Origin of the sequence: Corynebacterium sp. HMSC078H07, assembly GCF_001812805.1 — a bacterium.
GTDB lineage: Bacteria > Actinomycetota > Actinomycetes > Mycobacteriales > Mycobacteriaceae > Corynebacterium.
The window spans coordinates 29,706-45,978 of record NZ_KV810494.1 but is presented as its reverse complement, the minus strand read 5'-3'; the positions used below and the strand labels follow the sequence as shown (position 1 = coordinate 45,978).

Here is a 16,273-nt window from a genome sequence, read left to right as displayed (position 1 = left end):
CATGGCACAACCGCACGTTGGTCTCGTCCTCGTGTCCCATTCTGCGAAGCTTGCTGAAGGCCTAGCGGAACTCGCCGCCCAAATGGCCGCGGACGTCACCATTCTCCCTGCTGGTGGACTCGAGGGCGGTGCAATTGGCACCTCCTATGACCTCATCGAGTCAGCCATCAATGATCTCCTCGGCCAAGGACTCGGCGTGGTTGTTCTCACTGACTTAGGCTCGGCCACGTTGACAGTCGAGTCCGTGCTCGAATTCCTCGATGATGAGCCGGTGACCTTTGTTGATGCCCCATTGGTGGAGGCTGCCATTGCTGCCGCCACGGCGGCGCAACAAGGCGATGACCTCGCCGCCGTAGCCACGGCGGCGGCCAAGGCTATTGATGTCTTTGTAGCATCGAAACCTGCTGGCACGACGGCATCTACTGAATCCGAAACCGATGTGGACTCAACACCAGCGACGAAGGAATCATATTCGCGAACTGTCACAGTGGCTGACGCAGCAGGACTGCATGCCCGGCCAGCCTCGAAGGTCGCTGCAATGGCCGCCGAGGCCGACGGTGACATCATCATTTCCTTTGATGGGGAAGAAGTGGAAGCAGATTCGGCCATGATGCTGATGTCTCTCGGCGCTGCCCGCGGCGCGTCCGTCACTGTCAGCGGTGAATCTGGTGACACTTCAGTTATCGACCAGATTGCTGATGCTATTGCACAAGGACTCGACGATTAGTGTGCAGGGCTAAGGCCTAGCTTCCCACTACCAGCGGGGGACACTGCCCGCTGGTAGTGCTGTGTTCTTGGTGATTGGGTACCGTGTGAGATGAATCCCAGTTGAGTTTCTTCGAAAGTGGTGACCTGATGAACCAGCCCAACGCAGTGGATCCTTATGGCCACACTGGTAGTTCCTACAACGCGCCGACTGCTGATGCCTTTGGCGCCACCCCAAGCGCCGGTTTCCACTCCACGCTTTATTCGCCACCGCAGACGGAGAAATACTCACGACCGAATCCGTGGTCTCCTTGGGCGCTTGCGGTGGCGGTAGTCCCGCCGGTGTTCATCATTGTGTTGACGCTTTTTGTGTCTTCGGCGGGTTTTCTGCTGTCCATCCTGACAATTGGAACTGGGTTGGCTGGCGCGGCTTTGGGTGGTTTGGCGTTGATCTTGGCCGAGGGGCGCCGACCCGAGCATAAGCGCCGAGTCATGGCGATTGCTGCACTAGTTATTGGCATCGGTTGGGCCATAGTAGGTCCATTCGTGCCTATGGCCATGATGATTGCTTTTGGTCTTTAGCCTTAGTTGCTTAAAACGCGAAACGGGCGAGGAAGGAATAAGCTTCCTCACCCTTTGTCATCCCCGCATCTTCGCGTGGACTCACATGTGGCTAGTCCAGGTAGTCGCGCAGGACTTGGGAGCGCGATGGGTGGCGCAGCTTCGACATGGTCTTGGACTCGATCTGGCGAATACGTTCGCGGGTAACGCCGTAGACTTGGCCGATTTCGTCTAAAGTGCGCGGCATGCCATCGGTCAAACCGAAGCGCAGGCGAACCACGCCAGCCTCACGCTCGGAGAGGGTCGTCAGCACATCCTGAAGCTGATCCTGCAACAAGGTGAAGGAAACCGCATCGACGGCGATAACTGCTTCGGAGTCTTCGATAAAGTCACCAAGCTGGGAATCGCCCTCGTCACCAATGGTCTGGTCCAGGGAGATGGGCTCGCGAGCATACTGCTGGATTTCCAGCACCTTTTCTTCGGTGATGTCCATTTCCTTGGCCAGCTCCTGCGGGGTGGGCTCACGGCCCAAGTCCTGCAGCAGCTCACGCTGGATGCGGCCAAGCTTGTTGATGACCTCCACCATGTGCACCGGAATGCGGATGGTGCGGGCCTGGTCTGCCATGGCGCGGGTAATAGCTTGGCGGATCCACCATGTGGCATACGTGGAGAACTTGTAGCCCTTGGTGTAGTCAAACTTCTCGACGGCGCGAATAAGACCCAAGTTGCCTTCCTGAATGAGGTCAAGGAAAGCCATGCCGCGGCCGGTGTAGCGCTTGGCCAAGGACACCACGAGACGCAGGTTCGCTTCGAGAAGGTGGTTCTTAGCCTTGCGGCCATCACGAGCAATGGCGCGCATGTCACGCTTTTCCATGGGGGAGAGCTTGGCAGCCTTATCGCCTTCGGCGCGGGCCTTTTCCATCTCGTCCATGCGGTACTGCGCGTAGAGGCCGGCCTCAATGCGCTTGGCTAGCGAGACCTCCTGCTCCGCGTTGAGCAGTGCGACCTTACCGATCTGCTTGAGGTAGGCGCGAACGGAGTCAGCAGACGCGGTAAGTTCCGCGTCCTTACGCGCTTGGCGCAGTGCAGCCGACTCGTCTTCATCCCAGACGGAGGAGCCATCCTCCTCGTCCTCGTCGTCAGCATCCTCGCCTTCCAGATCATCTTCGTCGCCGAACTCGTCATCATCGTCGATGTCAGCGTTGTCCGGGTCAAAGTCCAAGTCCACGTCGTCGGCAGCGTCAGCGTCCAAGTCATCAGTCTGGTCCTCGATCAGATCCTCATCAGACTCGGTTGCTTCAGCATTCTCCTCCGGAGACGTCGCCTTTTTAGCGGCTGACTTACGGACGGTCTTCTTGGCTGCCTTCTTTGTAGCCTTCTGAGCAGACTTGCGAGTGGTTTTCTTAGCCGTCTTTTTGGCCGCCTTCTTGGCAGTCTTCTTAGCTGTTTTCTTCGCAGTCTTTTTAGCCGTCTTCTTTGCTGTCTTTTTAGCGGTTTTCTTTGCCGTCTTCTTGGCGGTCTTCTGTGCAGGTGCAGATGCCTCGGCGGTGTTCTCGCCTTCACCGAGTACCTGGTCTGAAGAATCAGTGGCTGCCACGTACGCCCTTTCGACTTGCTCTCTGTGTGGAAAATATGGGGAAGCGCAAAGTCATCGCTACTAGTCCCCGATGCTAGCCCGCCTCCGAGATGAGCAGGAGAGGCGCGCCGCTCAAGATTGGGTAATCGACAGCCCAGTATAGATCATTTTCTCCTGCTGGCGGTGACTGGGGTCAACTGGGAAAGTTGAACGCTGCTCTGATTATGGGCGAATACCTTCCTTTGCCGCCATGGCAGCGCCGACAATACCCGCGCGATTGCGTAGCTGAGCAGCCACAACTGGAGTTTCAATGCTGAGGTGTTCGCCCCACTTGTCAAATTTGCGGGAAATGCCACCGCCGATGACAAACGCGGATGGGTTAAACAGAGCTTCGTATTCATAGAGCACCCGGTTCACGCGTTTAGCCCACTGCTTGGTCTTGAGGGCCTCGCGTTCCTTGACGGCGGAAGACGCTTGGTGCTCTGCCTCCTGCTCGCCCACAATGAGGTGTCCAATCTCAGTGTTGGGGAAAAGCTGGCCGTTGAGTAGGAACGCAGAACCAATACCTGTGCCAAGCGTAAGGAAGATTACCGGGCCTGTGCGGGCCACGTCGTCACCATAAGCAACTTCGGCGAGGCCGGCTGCGTCGGCGTCGTTAAGCACCGTAAAAGGCGTATCAAGGTACTGGCTAAACAACTCTTGGGCGTCGATGCCAATCCAAGATTTGTCAATATTGGCGGCACTGCGAACGACCTGTTCTTTGACCACAGCGGGCATGGTGATGCCCACGGGGCCATCCCAGCCTTTCTCAGCGACTATCTGTGCAATAACTTCGGCAACTGCCTCCGGAGTGGCTGGCTTGGGAGTAGCAATCTTGAGGCGGTCTCCCACGAATTCTCCAGTGGCGAGGTCTACTTCGGCACCCTTGATTCCGGAGCCGCCGACATCGATACCGAAAGAGTGGCCCTCATGGTGAGGCGCTTGGTGCTGTGAGTGTTGCGCAGTCATGGTGACTAGTTTAAGCAACTGTCTCGCATGATGTGCGAGCATTGCGGTGTCATTTTGGCGTGGCATCGACGACATGGGCGGCGCCTAAAAGAGGTGTAGTGCCTTCTATGTGAGGTGGATCAAGGTAATTTTTCCTGGCCGGAAAAGCCACGTGAAAAAGTCACTGTACTGGGAAAACATTTCCGGAGTGTGGTGTGGGGGTGGAGGGAATTCTGCCCCCGCGGCGAGGTGAGTGTGACAGTAAGGCGTGCGTGGTTTAGGATGCCGTCGATAAATACACATTCCCATCGATCTGACACACAGGGGCGAACACTATGGCCACCGATTATGACGCACCGCGTCGCCGCGCTGAAGACGAGCTTGAGGCTGACTCTCTCGAGGGCCTCAAAGCAGCGGAAAATGACAACAATGGCATGGATGATGACGGCGAAATCGTTGAGGCATTCGAGCCGCCGTCAGTCGACCTGACCGGCGAAGAGCTCAACGTCACCGTCGTTCCGCGCAAGGAAGACGAATTCACCTGCTCGGTATGCTTCCTCGTCCAGTCCAACAAGCGCTTGGACCACGAAGAGAACGGCGAGCTTGTGTGTAAGGACTGCGCCTAAAGCGCCGCATAAATATGTCGCCCTTTAGCGACTGTGGGCACAATGGGCACTGAGGGCATAGTTAGCTAGTCGCATTCGCTCCGGCTTGGTCAGGGACGAAAACAGCAAGTAGCTTCTCGGAGTTCTTTGAGCCAATGAGCCAATAGGGGGTGGGGTCCTCGGGGTCATCAAGGACGAGCATGACGTGCTCGGGAACCCAGCCGTGAGTGACAATAAAAGCTGCTGGGTCCAACTGCGGGCCGAGAGCGTTGCGACGTGCGGTGGCGGGCACCGCAGTGCTCCGTGAAACCACATCGTGAGGAAGCTGCGCTTCCTTGACCGTCAGCCATCTCGTGCCGTCGCTGTCTTGCTCTACTTGTACAACAGTGCTGGACCATGTCAGCAATACCCATACAGCGATGGCGGACAGCAGGATGGCGGGAATGATGACCCACAGAATTCCGCGGTTAAGGCTGACCGTTGCTGTGCTAATCACCACAACGAATGCTGCCATTAGCCACCAGTACCACGGCACCCACTGGCGCTCGCGGTAGAGAACGACCGGGGAATCAGCAGCAGGGCTCTGCTCGGCAGGCGAGGAACTGGAAGTCATGGCCCTCGATTCTAGTCACCACTCGATGAGGGAGCCTAACCTCCCAGGGGAGCATGTTGGCCGCGAGCACCCCCTGCCACGTGGTCCCCAGTAAGAGGGGACAAGGTAGGCTGGGCCGAGTGAATGAGCAACACCCCCTTGTAGATCCGGTAAGTCCTTTTGGTGATGTCAAGGTCAAGCGCCTTGATAAAGAGCTTCCGTTGCCAAAGCGCGCCCACCGAGGCGATGCTGGTGCGGATCTGTATGCCGCACATAATGTCACCTTGCGTCCCGGTGAGCGCGCCCTAGTTGGAACCGGTATTGCCCTTGCCTTGCCGCTAGGCACGGTGGGATTGGTTCACCCACGCTCAGGTTTGGCCGCGAAACATGGCATCTCCGTTACCAATACCCCGGGGACTATTGATGCGGACTACCGCGGGGAGATTAAGGTATGTCTCATTAATCACGATCCAACCGAGACTTTTGAGGTTGAGCGCGGTATGCGTATCGCGCAGCTCATTGTGCAGCGCGTAGAGCTGGTGGGCTTTAGCGAGGTTGAGGAGCTCGATGACACCACACGCGGCGACGGTGGTTACGGTTCCACCGGCGTGAACTAGGACCCCTGTACATCCCCCCGGTACACACTAAAACAGCACGCACTGAAACGAACACCGTGCGTACCACACCGATTAGCAGAAAGGCACAGACAATGGCGTTGTGGCCCTTTGGCAAGAAGAACAAAGAGAACAACTCAGAGAGCACTGTTGAGCGCGATGAGGCAGCATCGGGTGCTGCCGCACCGGCGCACGAAGACACTGATGCTAACGCTTCGCACTCGGCAGGCCCCGTAAGCGAGGACTACGATATCGCCGATAGGGCCGATAGTGCCGCAGGGTTGGGAGTTAAGGCCGTAGCCCACGACGCAGTCAACGGCGACATGGGCCCCTACGATGGCGACACCGTCGATATTGCTGAGTTCAACTTCGAAGATTTCTCTGTCGGCTTGCTCGACCTTGGCTCGATGCGTATCCCGCTTCCCAAGGGATCCCAAGTACAGGTAGAGATGGGCCAGGATGGCCCCCGTATGCTTCACATCCTCACCCCGCATGGTCGGATGACTCCGGTGGCTTTCGCTGCCCCGCGCACCCCGGGCCAGTGGGCGGAATCCGCCGCCGACATCATCAATGGCTTGGAGTCTGATGGCTTCTCTGCCCACCCAGAGAATGGGCCATGGGGTTCGGAAATCGTTGGCACTAGTGACAAGGGTGGCATCCGCATTATCGGTGTGGAAGGCCCGCGCTGGATGTACCGTCTCACGCTGGCAGCCCCGGCGGGGAAGGAAGAGGAGCTGGCTAAACTCGGCCGCGAAGTCGTTGCCCGCACCTTCATCTACCGTGGTGAGGACCCGATCCTTGCGGGTAGCTCCCTGCCCGTGATGTTGCCGCAGCAGCTGGCGGAACAGGTTTCGCAGGCCCTTCAGCAGCGCCAGCAAGAAGCGGCGGCCAACAACGCAGACGCCGGCACCCCAGAAGCTTCCAACAGCCGCGAGAACGAAACTCGTGCCGAAGCCCAGGCTCGCGAACAGCTGCGTGAGCTCGATGACACGGATAAGAACTAACCCCACCGACAAGGACCACTCACCACCGTGACCACACCTAACCCTGACGCGGATAAGCACGAGGCCGCTAATTCTCTGGACAACGAAGGCGCTGCGCTGGACACATCGCAGGAAGAGTTGGCGACGGCAGAGCCAGAAGCTGAACCTTCCCTCTTGGAGCAGATGGGCGGACTAACGGGCCTAGTCTCAGCGACGTTGCCGGTCCTCGTCCTCATCCCGGTGAATAACGTTTGGGGCTTGGGGCCAGCGCTCATCGCTGCCTTAGGTGTGGCGTTGCTTATTAGCGTGTGGCGCCTCCTGCGCAAGGAAACTCTCCAGCCGGCCTTGTCGGGTCTGCTCGGAGTAGGTATTTGCGCGGGCATCGCGTGGTTTACAGGGGATGCCAAAGGTTACTTCCTTTACGGAATTTGGATGTCATTGGCGCTCTTTATCGTCGCGGTGATATCCATCATTGCGCGCTGGCCATTGGTTGGCGTGGTGTGGAAGGGCCTCAACGGCGATGACATGAGTTGGCGCACGATTCCGAAGGCTCGCCGCGCTTATGCGTGGGCTACGGCCGGCTGGGCTGTGGTTTTCATCGCCCGCTTCGCTGTGCAACGCGCGCTGTACGATGCCGACGCGACGACCACCCTGGGTATCGTCCGCATCATCATGGGCTGGCCGCTGACCGGTGTCGTCACCCTGCTCACCGTGTGGATGGTGCGCCGCGCCAATGCGGCCGTGGACGAAGCGTCAGAAAACACCGAAGACGCCATTACTGAGGACGCCACCACTGAGAAAGAGACCATCGATGACTAATCCTGACGCCACCGCATCTGCCGCTGAAGCGGCTCAACGCGTCACAAAGGGGCAATCCTTCGATATCACCATCGAGCGGATGGCGCATGGCGGAGTCGGCATCGGTGCCGCACCGGATGGCCGTGTGTGCTTCGTTGCGGGAGGCTTTCCCGGAGATCGTCTCACCGTGACCGCACGGAAGGTCAAGAAGGCATTTATAGAGGCAGAACGTGATGCGGTAATCGAGCCAGGGGAGTACCGCGTGGAGTCCTCGTGCCCGGCAGCACAGCAAGGAGCCGGTTGTTGCGATTTCGCCGAATTGGACCCAGCCGCAGAACCGGGAATCAAGGTTGAGGTCTTGCATGACCAAATTCGCCGCGTTGCGCGGATTGAGCACACTCCCGAGGTTGAGAGCATCGACTTAGAACCGCAACGAGGATGGCGAACTCGGGTACGGTTGGGCGTCGACAAGCAGGGGCGTGCTGGTACCAGAAAACGTGGTTCGACCGAACTCATCACGGACGTTGCCTGTAGCCAACTGGTGCCGGGGCTGGTCGACGGTCTCGTTGGCCCCGATGCCCGTACTTTCACACCTGGTGCGGAGGTCATTGCGGTCATGGACAGCGATGGCAACCGTCACGTCGTCGAGTCTCGTAAAGCGCCGCGCGGACGCCGCATCGAAACCGTGCGAGAGGTCATTGAAGCCCCGACAAAGAATGTGGTGCAACGAGCGGATGGCCATGAATTCCATTTCCCGCCCACGGCTTTTTGGCAGGCACATATCGCAGCGCCTGATACCTATACCCGTATTGCACGTGAGTGGCTCGCACAAGCGAGCGGTGATTCTGCGCAGCGAGACGACGCACGAGTGGATGCCAACGAACCGATCGTGTCGTGGGATCTTTATGGCGGTGTGGGGCTGTTTGTACCAGCTCTAGCGGAAGTTTCTGCCCCGCAGGGAGGGCACACGACTGTGTATTCCATTGATTATTCGCCCGCAGCTTCTGGGGCACAGCCAGGACTTGAAGGAATCGATGTGGAGTTTCGCACCGCCAAAGTCGAGGAGATTGCGGCCCAGCTACCGAAGCCAACCACTGTCATTTTGGATCCTCCGCGCACCGGTGCAGGAGCAGACGTTATCGCTGCGGTAGCCACGGCGGAGCCACGCAACGTGCTGCACGTTGGCTGCGACCCCGCCACCTTTGCCCGTGACCTGGCTTCGTGGTCGGAACACGGCTACCGCCTACACCGCTTAGCCATGGTCAACGCTTTCCCGGGAACCCATCATTTTGAGACTTTGGCACTCCTCGTCCCTGCGGCCTAACGCGGATGAGATGCATGGACTAGTGATTGTCGTGTCACGTACATAAGCGGGTACGGTGGTAAGGAAAGTACGAACGATGAAGGGGTTGACGGCAGCGCTATGAGCATTCTGGATTCCATTGAATCGCCAGCCGATCTCAAGGCTCTGAGCAAGACGCAGCTGGCCGAGCTCGCGGCGGATATCCGCCAGCGCCTCATTGAAAAGGTGTCTGTCACCGGCGGCCATCTTGGCCCTAACCTGGGTGTGGTGGAGCTCACCGTGGCGATTCACCGCGTCTTTGACTCCCCACGAGACCCCATCGTCTTCGATACTTCCCACCAGTCTTACGTGCATAAGATGCTGACCGGCCGCACCGCGCAGTTCGATACGCTGCGTCAGAAAGGTGGTTTGTCTGGCTATACCGACCGTACTGAGTCAGAGCACGACTGGACGGAGTCTTCGCACGCATCGGCCGCACTGTCCACGGTGGACGGCCTGTCCAAGGCCTTCAAGATTCGAGGCGAATCGCACCGCAACGCTGTGGCAGTCGTGGGCGATGGTGCTTTGACCGGCGGCATGTGCTGGGAAGCACTGAACAATATTTCCGCTGATAAAGACCGCAACGTGGTCATCGTGGTCAATGACAATGGCCGTTCCTATTCGCCCACTATCGGCGGTTTGTCGGAAAACCTCGGTCGTATCCGCGCACAGCATGGTTATGACGAGTTCATGGAATTGGGCAAAAAGCGCCTAAAGTCCATGGGCTGGGTTGGTGAGCGTACTTTTGATGCCCTTCATGCCATGAAGGAAGGCGTTAAATCCACCGTGATGCCCACGGAGATGTTCCCAGAGCTCGGAATCAAGTATGTCGGCCCTATTAATGGCCACGACATTGATGCCGTTGTCCGTGCGCTGAGCTATGCCCGCGATTATGAGGGACCCATCATCGTCCACACGGTGACGGAGAAGGGGCACGGCTTTGCTCCGGCTGTCAATGAGCCGAAGGACCAGATGCACTCCACTGGTGCTATTGACCCGGTTACCGGTGTGTCCAAAGGCCAGAAGCAGCCGGGGTGGACCGCAGCCTTCTCCGAAGAGCTTATCAAGGCCGGACAGGCCCGTGAAGACATTGTGGCAATTACGGCAGCGATGGCTGGACCTACCGGTTTGGCACCTTTCCAAGATGAATTTCCGGACCGCTTCTTTGACGTCGGAATTGCTGAGCAGCATGCTATGGCCTCTGCTTCCGGTTTGGCTTTGGCCGGGATGCACCCGGTGGTGGCGGTGTATTCCACCTTCCTCAACCGCGCGGTGGACCAGGTCATTATGGACATTGCCTTGCTCAAACAGCCGGTGACCATCGTGCTCGATCGCGCGGGCGTGACCGGTTCCGATGGCCCGTCGCACAATGGCGTGTGGGATATGGCGTTTATGAGCATTGTGCCGGGTATGCGCATTGCCGCGCCACGTGATGGTGCTCGGCTCCGCGAGCTCTTCAACGAGGCTATCGCTATTGATGATGGCCCCACTGTCGTCCGGTTCCCCAAGGGCAATCTGCTTGAGGATACAGATGAACTCAAGCGCTTGGATGATGGCGTGGACATCCTGCGCTATTCCGACGACGCTGACGGCGCGGCGACCGATGTTCTGATTGTCTCTGTCGGCGCTATGAGCACCCGTTCCCTGGGTGCTGCTGAACTGCTTGAGGCACGCGGCTTCAACGTCACGGTGGTGGACCCGCGGTGGCCAGTGCCCGTTCCGCAGTCCATTGTGGCGCTCGCTGCCGACCATGACCTTGTCGTGACTGTCGAAGACGGCGTGCTGCGCGGCGGCGTGGGCTCCATGGTCGCTGAGGCTCTTGATGCAGCAGACGTGGATACTCCGGTGCATCGCCTCGGCATACCGAGCACCTTCCCGCGCCACGCCAGCCGTGGAGAAATCCTCGAAGAGTTCGGTATTACCCCGCAAGGCATTGCGCAGTCGGTCGAGGAGTGGGTTGCTGTGCGCAGCGACGAGGAAGGCTCAGGCGAGGCCTAACCACGGAAGGCGTGGAGGCCGTCTGCGATGAGCGGGGCGGCAAGCTCTACTTGCCACTCGCGTGCACCTTGAGAGAGCAGGAAACCTGGAATGTCGGCAGAACCAGAAATCTCACCGGCCACTCCGCCTTCAGGTCCTAGGGCAGCCCATACGGCTGCGCGGACCAGGCGGGGCTTGAGGATGAGCTCGTAGCTCATGGTGAGCTCGTCACCAAGTTCTTCAAAGCTCCCGCGTATGTCTTGATATACCGACCAGAGCTCGGGGAACTCGCGGGTAAAGACCGATTTTGAGGGCACCGGTTGCGGGCTGCGTAGCTGTACCGGCCACTCTTCTTTGGGGCGCTCTAGCGCCGTGGTGACGGCATCGAGCCACTGCAGCGTCGCTCCGCCGCGGCGACGTGGAAAGCCCTTGATTTTGTTGATCTCGTAGGGCGTGGTGGGAACGCGGCGCGCGATCTCCACGAGCACGCGATGGGGAAGCAGACGATTGGGAGCGATGTCCTGCGAACGCGCACTAGATTCGCGGCGTTGCCACAGCTCACGGGCCACGGCAAGCTGCTCGCGCGAACGCAGGGAGGATATGCCTTTGAGCTCGCGCCACGAACGCGGCTCTGGTGCGGTGATGCCAGCATGTTCGGCAGCGATGTGGTCGAATTCTGCGTAAGCCCAGTCCAGCTTCTCCTCCTCTGCGAGGATGTCGCGCAATGCTACTGCCAGTTCGTTGAGAAGCTCGACGTCGAGTGCCGCGTAGTTGCGCCACTTCTGCGGGATGGGGGTTTCGGACCAGTCGGAATCGCCGTAGCCCTTCTCCAATTCGACGTCGAAAAGCTCCAGCACCATGGCACCCAGGTTTGGGTGGGCAAAACCTGCGAAGCGGGCGGCTAGCTCTGTATCGAAAAGCGTTCCCGGGTAGAGTCCCAACCACGCCAACGAGGGAAGATCAGAAGGCGCGGCGTGGATAACCCAGTCTTGGCCAGTGAGAACGGGGGCGAGTGCGGCGCTAAACTCCGCGCGGCGATTCTCTGGGGCTAGCAAGACCGTTCCGGCGCCTTCCCGGCGAATCTGCACGAGGAAGGCGCGGTCATCGAAGCGGTAGGCGGAGGCACGCTCGGTATCGATAGCAAAAGGGCCAGTACCGGCTGCCAGTCGGTCAGCAGCTGCGCGGAAGTCACGCGGGGAAGTGAGGACCTTCGGAGTACCATCTTTGGGCACTTGGCGCAGTTCGGTCATCCCTGAGCCTCCTCAGTGAAATTGTGTATCGCAGTGCTTAGCGGCCGAGCTCGGCCACGCCCTCCGGCGGCAGGCCAGCCACGAGAGCAAGTACCTGGGAAAATGCTTCGACGTGAGGTGCCAAGTCGAGTCCCTCAGCAGTCCAGGACGCACGCATCTCAAGCTGGTAAGCGCGCGGCGGACCGCCGATTTCACCAAAGCGCACCGAGGAGGTTGACGTTACGGTTCCACCCAGATTGGTGTGGGTAGCCTCGCGCAGCTCGAGGGACTCGGTGAGCCACTCCCAGGCGACGTCGGGAAGCAGCGGATCGCCGGCTACCGAATCCTCCAGGTCAGCCTGAATATAGGCGACAAGGCGCATGGCACCTTCCCACGCTTCTTCAGCGCCAGGATCGTGCAACAAGATGAGACGGCCAAACGCATCGCCCTCGGAATCGGTAGGAACGATGTCTGCGTCGTGGTGTCCGCGCTCGACTTCTAAACCAATGGCGTGGCTAAACGGTGCAAGGCGCTGCGGAGGACGGATGGTGCCCAACGTGATCTCAGGGCGCAGCTGCGCAGCATGGAGGGACTCAACTGCCTCTGTGAAAGCGGCCGGAGTCGCCGGCTCTGCAGACTGGGAGCCGTTGGCGGACGAAGCACGATCGTGCAGGTTGGTCGGTGCCCCTGCCAAGGTGCGCGAAGAAACGTCTGAATTGCTCACGGGAAACAACGTATAAGTTCTGTGCCGCAAGCGGGGGAAGGCGCGCCGTGGGCTAGTGGCGCACGGCAAGGTCTACAACTTATGATGGATAGGAATTTTAGTCGCTTCCGAGCAAGGAGAAAAGCATGTCGAAGGTCAACTTCAACGAGCTCAATAAGGTCCAGCGGTATTCGCAGCACGCAGTATTCCAGGTAATTCCTGGCGCGCTAGGCACCGAGCGTGAACAGGCCATTGCGCAGGCACAGAAGTTTTTTGCTGACCTCGAGCAGGCTGGCGTTGTGACCGTGCGTGGCGTCTATGACCTGTCCGGCATGCGCGAATCTGCCGACTTTATGATTTGGTGGCATGCAGAAGAATTCGCCGACATTCAAAAGGCTTTTGCTGATTTCCGCCGTGAGACGGTCCTAGGCCAGGTGTCTGAGGTGACGTGGGTAGGCAACGCCCTGCACCGCCCAGCAGAGTTCAACAAGTCCCACTTGCCGTCCTTCATCATGGGCGAGGAGCCCGGTGAGTGGATTTCCGTCTACCCCTTCGTGCGTTCCTACGATTGGTACACCATGGATGAGGAAAAGCGCCGTCGCATCCTTATGGAGCATGGCATGCAGGCCCGAGACTACCCGGACGTTCGCGCGAACACCGTGCCGGCCTTCGCTCTTGGTGACTACGAATGGATCCTTGCCTTTGAGGCTTCTGAGCTGCACCGCATCGTCGATCTGATGTACCTCATGCGTTACACCGAGGCGCGCCACCACGTGCGTGAGGAAATCCCGTTCCACACGGGCCGCCGCGTCAAGGATGTTGCAGAGCTTATCGCGATTTTGCCTTAAGGGCAGCGATAGCGCCGATAGCCGGTTGACGGTTTAGCCTTCGACCGGCTTTTCTTCGAGGGTAAGGCAGATGGAGTTGATGCAGTAGCGCAGGTCGGTAGGGGTATCGTAGCCTTCGCCCTCGAAGACGTGGCCCAAGTGCGACTCGCAGTTGGCGCACAGCACCTCGACGCGGCGCATGCCAAGCGAGTTGTCTTCGCGTTCGATGATGTTGTCTCCCGCGAGAGGGGAGAAGAAGGACGGCCAACCGCAGTGGGACTCGAACTTTTCGGTAGATCGGAAAAGCTCGGTGCCGCAGGCCTTGCAGGAATACACACCTTCGGTGGTGGTGTTGGTGTATTCGCCAACGTGTGGGGGCTCGGTTCCGGCCTCACGTAGGACGTAGTATTCCTCGGCGGTGAGGCGCTTGCGCCATTCGGTATCCGCAATGAGCTTGAAATCGGTCATGCGGGGATTTTATCGCTCTTGTTCGCCTTCCGGCCACCATTGCGTTCAGATATCCACCAGCCGATTACCGACGCGGCAGTGACCACAATGAGCAAACCCCACCCGATGGTGGCGATGAACACACTCATCCAATGTGCGGCGGTGGGCATGCTTGTCGACGTCCACTCGAACGGCGCCAAGAATAAAAATGCCGCCAACCATGCGCCCCACGTGTGGAAGACCGAGCGATGCAGCAGAACCGTGAACATCATGGGGAAAAGCCACATGGAGTAGTACTGCTGTCCTAGCGATGACAGGAAAAAGATTCCGGCCATGATGACGCCGGTGGTGCTCAGTGCCCAGAATTCGGGCTCGGAATCGCGCCAGCGCAGCAAACCAAGGATGGCCACGGCGCACAAGACAGCGAACAGCAGCCATATGGGGTAGTAGAGGGCTCCTGGCATGTCGAAGTAGGCCTTTACGCCTGGCCACGAAGCATTCGCATAGTCACGTGTCGTGGAAAGATAGGGCAGAAGTTGCTCGCGGAATCCCTTAGCGCCCGGAATGAGCGGCCAGGCAATGAGGTTGGCAGTGATGGGCACGGCTAGGCCGAGGCCCAATGCCCACCACCGGGTGCGCACGAGTGCGAGGAAAAGCAGCGGCGCGAATTGGGGTTTGACCAGAATGGCTAATCCGAGACACAGGCCTGCTGCCCAGCCGTGCTTTTCCACAAGGACGAGAAAGGCTGCCATGGCCAGCAGCAGTAGGCCGTTGATGTTGGTGAACACCAAGGTGTTAATGACGGACTCGGAGGCAAAAGCAGCCGCGATGCTGATGGGCAATACTGGGCCGCGCAGGCTATGGCCCACATAGCGAGTGAGGAGCGCCAGTGCGGCGATAATGGCTACAGCATTGGCGAGGATGAAAGCGTAGCGTGCATGGTCCTCCGAAACGATACCCATGGGAGAGAGTAGTGCGGTTGCTCCTGGGTTGTAGAGGTAGAGCGGTTCTACGGAGGAATAATCCTGCTCATATACTGGCGCACCATCCCAGAAGCGGCGAATCGCACGATACACCGTGCCGAAGTCATCCGTGACCGTCCCTGTAAAAGCAAGGACGACAACACGGTGAAACACGAGAACGACGGCGGCCGGCCACGCGGCGGCTGTCCACAGACGGGCAGGGGTCGGGGGAGAGGAGGCCAGAGAAGTCACGGCAAGAGAGTTTACGGGGTTGATATGCGCCGGTAGCGCAGAAACACCGTGCTGTCGACAGGCGTGACGTTTTCGAGCTCCAAGCGCAGTGCGGGCGACGTCGCGCTGCCGTCGACAACAGGTTTTTCCACTGAGGGTGACAGATGCGGATCCATTGTCAGGTACAGCTTGTCCACAAGTCCAGCTTCAATGAAGACAGAATAGACTGACGGTCCACCTTCGCAGGAAATTCGTGTAGCGCCGCGTGCACGAAGAGCCTCGATGGCTTCAGTGACCGTGCCAGTACCAGTGCTCACAATCTCCGCACCAGCTGTAGCCAAGGCGTGTGCCTCTTCGGAGTCCGCACGATCCTCTGGGGTGAGAATAATGGGACTGCCGGCGATGAATTCCTCGAATCCTTCAAAATTAAGGGAATGGCTAAAGACGGCGAGGCGCGTGCTAGTCGACGCCTCATACCCCTCCGCCTTCACCGTGCCCGAGCCAACCACGGCAACGTCCGCCCACTCACGTAGCGCGGCAAATAGCTTGGCATCGGCGTCATTTCCCATAGGGTCCGAGGTTCCGTCAATAGTCGCCGAGCCATGGAGAGTGCTGACCGTGATAAGGCGAATGCCCTCGCTATCCGGGCCCAGCAACGAGTTAATGAGTGCGGTGTCATCCATGACGCCCGAGGGTACGTGGGCTAGCTGCGGCCAGCTACTTTGTATCCATGGTCCAGCTACTCTGTATCCATGTTGTCCCCACATGCCGTACTACACAAACAACTAAACCCGCAGCATAGCTGCGGGTTGTGGTGGTTCTAGCTGGGATTGAACCAGCGACCTTTCCGGTGTGAACGGAACGCTCTCCCACTGAGCTATAGAACCTCGGTGCAGCCCTTAAGCTACACCGCAGTTGGACTAACCCCCTAATCGCCCAGCTCAACCAGATTTTCGCCGAAAATGAGTCTCAATCACATCGGTGTAATCTTCGCTCTTTGGTAGTTGGTGGAATTATTGCCGTGGGCTGCGGATTTGGAAACTGGGACGGTGCACGATAATGTCTTTACTCGCACCACGGCACACTAGCCGGGAAGATGCAATGCGGATGTAGCGCAGTTGGTAGCGCATCACC

The 16,273-nt window shown here is 58.8% G+C and carries 17 protein-coding genes and 1 tRNA gene; 9 read left to right on the top strand and 9 right to left on the bottom strand.

Annotated features, from left to right (window positions below; all coding sequences use genetic code 11):
- The first annotated feature begins 1 nt into the window (after nucleotide 1).
- Together dhaM and HMPREF2875_RS08410 are read left to right on the top strand one after the other, a co-directional pair.
- Nucleotides 2-727, top strand: a complete 726-nt coding sequence (dhaM, locus tag HMPREF2875_RS08415; protein WP_070672073.1) for a dihydroxyacetone kinase phosphoryl donor subunit DhaM — start codon at nucleotides 2-4, stop codon at nucleotides 725-727.
- Between the two features lie 128 nt (nucleotides 728-855).
- Nucleotides 856-1,287 carry a hypothetical protein gene (locus tag HMPREF2875_RS08410; protein WP_070672071.1) on the top strand — a complete coding sequence of 144 codons (432 nt, stop codon included), beginning with the start codon at nucleotides 856-858 and terminating at the stop codon, nucleotides 1,285-1,287.
- A gap of 91 nt (nucleotides 1,288-1,378) precedes the next feature.
- On the opposite strand, the gene HMPREF2875_RS08405 is transcribed toward HMPREF2875_RS08410, so the two are convergent.
- The gene (locus HMPREF2875_RS08405) at nucleotides 1,379-2,863 is read right to left on the bottom strand and encodes an RNA polymerase sigma factor (RefSeq protein WP_070672069.1); all 1,485 of its coding nucleotides are present in this window, start codon (nucleotides 2,861-2,863) and stop codon (nucleotides 1,379-1,381) included.
- 201 nt (nucleotides 2,864-3,064) lie between these two features.
- Nucleotides 3,065-3,850, bottom strand: a complete 786-nt coding sequence (gene ppgK, locus HMPREF2875_RS08400) for a polyphosphate--glucose phosphotransferase (protein ID WP_070672066.1) — start codon at nucleotides 3,848-3,850, stop codon at nucleotides 3,065-3,067.
- A 314-nt stretch (nucleotides 3,851-4,164) separates the two neighbouring features.
- On the opposite strand from ppgK, the gene HMPREF2875_RS08395 reads away from it, so the two are divergent.
- Nucleotides 4,165-4,455 carry a DUF4193 domain-containing protein gene (locus HMPREF2875_RS08395; RefSeq protein ID WP_039675725.1) on the top strand — a complete coding sequence of 97 codons (291 nt, stop codon included), beginning with the start codon at nucleotides 4,165-4,167 and terminating at the stop codon, nucleotides 4,453-4,455.
- A 61-nt stretch (nucleotides 4,456-4,516) separates the two neighbouring features.
- On the opposite strand, the gene HMPREF2875_RS08390 is transcribed toward HMPREF2875_RS08395, so the two are convergent.
- Nucleotides 4,517-5,047, bottom strand: a complete 531-nt coding sequence (locus HMPREF2875_RS08390) for a DUF3093 domain-containing protein (RefSeq protein WP_070672064.1) — start codon at nucleotides 5,045-5,047, stop codon at nucleotides 4,517-4,519.
- Between the two features lie 119 nt (nucleotides 5,048-5,166).
- On the opposite strand from HMPREF2875_RS08390, the gene dut reads away from it, so the two are divergent.
- From dut to dxs, 5 genes are all read left to right on the top strand, one after another.
- Nucleotides 5,167-5,643: a dUTP diphosphatase gene (gene dut / locus HMPREF2875_RS08385; RefSeq protein WP_070672062.1), complete on the top strand. Its 477-nt coding sequence runs from the start codon at nucleotides 5,167-5,169 to the stop codon at nucleotides 5,641-5,643.
- A 92-nt stretch (nucleotides 5,644-5,735) separates the two neighbouring features.
- On the top strand, nucleotides 5,736-6,644 hold the full coding sequence (locus HMPREF2875_RS08380; protein WP_070672060.1) for a DUF3710 domain-containing protein: 909 nt from the start codon (nucleotides 5,736-5,738) through the stop codon (nucleotides 6,642-6,644).
- Between the two features lie 27 nt (nucleotides 6,645-6,671).
- Nucleotides 6,672-7,442, top strand: a complete 771-nt coding sequence (locus HMPREF2875_RS08375; protein ID WP_070672059.1) for a DUF3159 domain-containing protein — start codon at nucleotides 6,672-6,674, stop codon at nucleotides 7,440-7,442.
- Nucleotides 7,435-8,745 (top strand): class I SAM-dependent RNA methyltransferase, encoded by a 1,311-nt coding sequence (locus tag HMPREF2875_RS08370; RefSeq protein WP_070672056.1) that lies wholly within the window; start codon nucleotides 7,435-7,437, stop codon nucleotides 8,743-8,745. The genes HMPREF2875_RS08375 and HMPREF2875_RS08370 overlap by 8 nt, the downstream gene beginning before the upstream one ends.
- A gap of 99 nt (nucleotides 8,746-8,844) precedes the next feature.
- A complete protein-coding gene (gene dxs / locus HMPREF2875_RS08365; RefSeq protein ID WP_070672054.1) occupies nucleotides 8,845-10,761 on the top strand; it encodes a 1-deoxy-D-xylulose-5-phosphate synthase in 1,917 nt (638 codons plus the stop codon).
- Here dxs and HMPREF2875_RS08360 read toward each other — a convergent pair.
- Both HMPREF2875_RS08360 and HMPREF2875_RS08355 read right to left on the bottom strand, forming a co-directional pair.
- Nucleotides 10,758-11,990: an HRDC domain-containing protein gene (locus HMPREF2875_RS08360; RefSeq protein ID WP_070672052.1), complete on the bottom strand. Its 1,233-nt coding sequence runs from the start codon at nucleotides 11,988-11,990 to the stop codon at nucleotides 10,758-10,760. The genes dxs and HMPREF2875_RS08360 overlap by 4 nt on opposite strands.
- Before the next feature lie 37 nt (nucleotides 11,991-12,027).
- The gene (locus tag HMPREF2875_RS08355; RefSeq protein ID WP_070672050.1) at nucleotides 12,028-12,693 is read right to left on the bottom strand and encodes a DUF3000 domain-containing protein; all 666 of its coding nucleotides are present in this window, start codon (nucleotides 12,691-12,693) and stop codon (nucleotides 12,028-12,030) included.
- 125 nt (nucleotides 12,694-12,818) lie between these two features.
- On the opposite strand from HMPREF2875_RS08355, the gene hemQ reads away from it, so the two are divergent.
- On the top strand, nucleotides 12,819-13,520 hold the full coding sequence (gene hemQ, locus HMPREF2875_RS08350; protein WP_070672048.1) for a hydrogen peroxide-dependent heme synthase: 702 nt from the start codon (nucleotides 12,819-12,821) through the stop codon (nucleotides 13,518-13,520).
- Between the two features lie 33 nt (nucleotides 13,521-13,553).
- On the opposite strand, the gene msrB is transcribed toward hemQ, so the two are convergent.
- The 4 genes from msrB to HMPREF2875_RS08330 form a co-directional block, all read right to left on the bottom strand.
- Nucleotides 13,554-13,967, bottom strand: a complete 414-nt coding sequence (gene msrB / locus HMPREF2875_RS08345) for a peptide-methionine (R)-S-oxide reductase MsrB (protein WP_070672046.1) — start codon at nucleotides 13,965-13,967, stop codon at nucleotides 13,554-13,556.
- Nucleotides 13,964-15,160: a glycosyltransferase family 87 protein gene (locus HMPREF2875_RS08340; RefSeq protein WP_083311894.1), complete on the bottom strand. Its 1,197-nt coding sequence runs from the start codon at nucleotides 15,158-15,160 to the stop codon at nucleotides 13,964-13,966. Before HMPREF2875_RS08340 ends, msrB begins: the two co-directional genes overlap by 4 nt.
- Nucleotides 15,161-15,171: 11 nt before the next feature.
- Complete coding sequence (locus HMPREF2875_RS08335) at nucleotides 15,172-15,822, bottom strand: dihydrofolate reductase family protein (protein ID WP_070672043.1); 651 nt, start codon at nucleotides 15,820-15,822, stop codon at nucleotides 15,172-15,174.
- Between the two features lie 129 nt (nucleotides 15,823-15,951).
- Nucleotides 15,952-16,026, bottom strand: a tRNA-Val gene (locus HMPREF2875_RS08330).
- Between the last annotated feature and the right edge of the window lie 247 nt (nucleotides 16,027-16,273).

Bases quoted from the DNA above. Each gene is read 5' to 3' on its own strand.
- msrB (WP_070672046.1), bottom strand. From the start codon at position 13,967: ATGACCGATTTCAAGCTCATTGCGGATACCGAATGGCGCAAGCGCCTC.
- HMPREF2875_RS08380 (WP_070672060.1), top strand. From the start codon at position 5,736: ATGGCGTTGTGGCCCTTTGGCAAGAAGAACAAAGAGAACAACTCAGAG.
- HMPREF2875_RS08370 (WP_070672056.1), top strand. From the start codon at position 7,435: ATGACTAATCCTGACGCCACCGCATCTGCCGCTGAAGCGGCTCAACGC.
- HMPREF2875_RS08390 (WP_070672064.1), bottom strand. From the start codon at position 5,047: ATGACTTCCAGTTCCTCGCCTGCCGAGCAGAGCCCTGCTGCTGATTCC.
- hemQ (WP_070672048.1), top strand. From the start codon at position 12,819: ATGTCGAAGGTCAACTTCAACGAGCTCAATAAGGTCCAGCGGTATTCG.
- HMPREF2875_RS08360 (WP_070672052.1), bottom strand. From the start codon at position 11,990: ATGACCGAACTGCGCCAAGTGCCCAAAGATGGTACTCCGAAGGTCCTC.
- HMPREF2875_RS08410 (WP_070672071.1), top strand. From the start codon at position 856: ATGAACCAGCCCAACGCAGTGGATCCTTATGGCCACACTGGTAGTTCC.
- HMPREF2875_RS08335 (WP_070672043.1), bottom strand. From the start codon at position 15,822: ATGGATGACACCGCACTCATTAACTCGTTGCTGGGCCCGGATAGCGAG.
- dxs (WP_070672054.1), top strand. From the start codon at position 8,845: ATGAGCATTCTGGATTCCATTGAATCGCCAGCCGATCTCAAGGCTCTG.
- HMPREF2875_RS08395 (WP_039675725.1), top strand. From the start codon at position 4,165: ATGGCCACCGATTATGACGCACCGCGTCGCCGCGCTGAAGACGAGCTT.
- dhaM (WP_070672073.1), top strand. From the start codon at position 2: ATGGCACAACCGCACGTTGGTCTCGTCCTCGTGTCCCATTCTGCGAAG.
- ppgK (WP_070672066.1), bottom strand. From the start codon at position 3,850: ATGACTGCGCAACACTCACAGCACCAAGCGCCTCACCATGAGGGCCAC.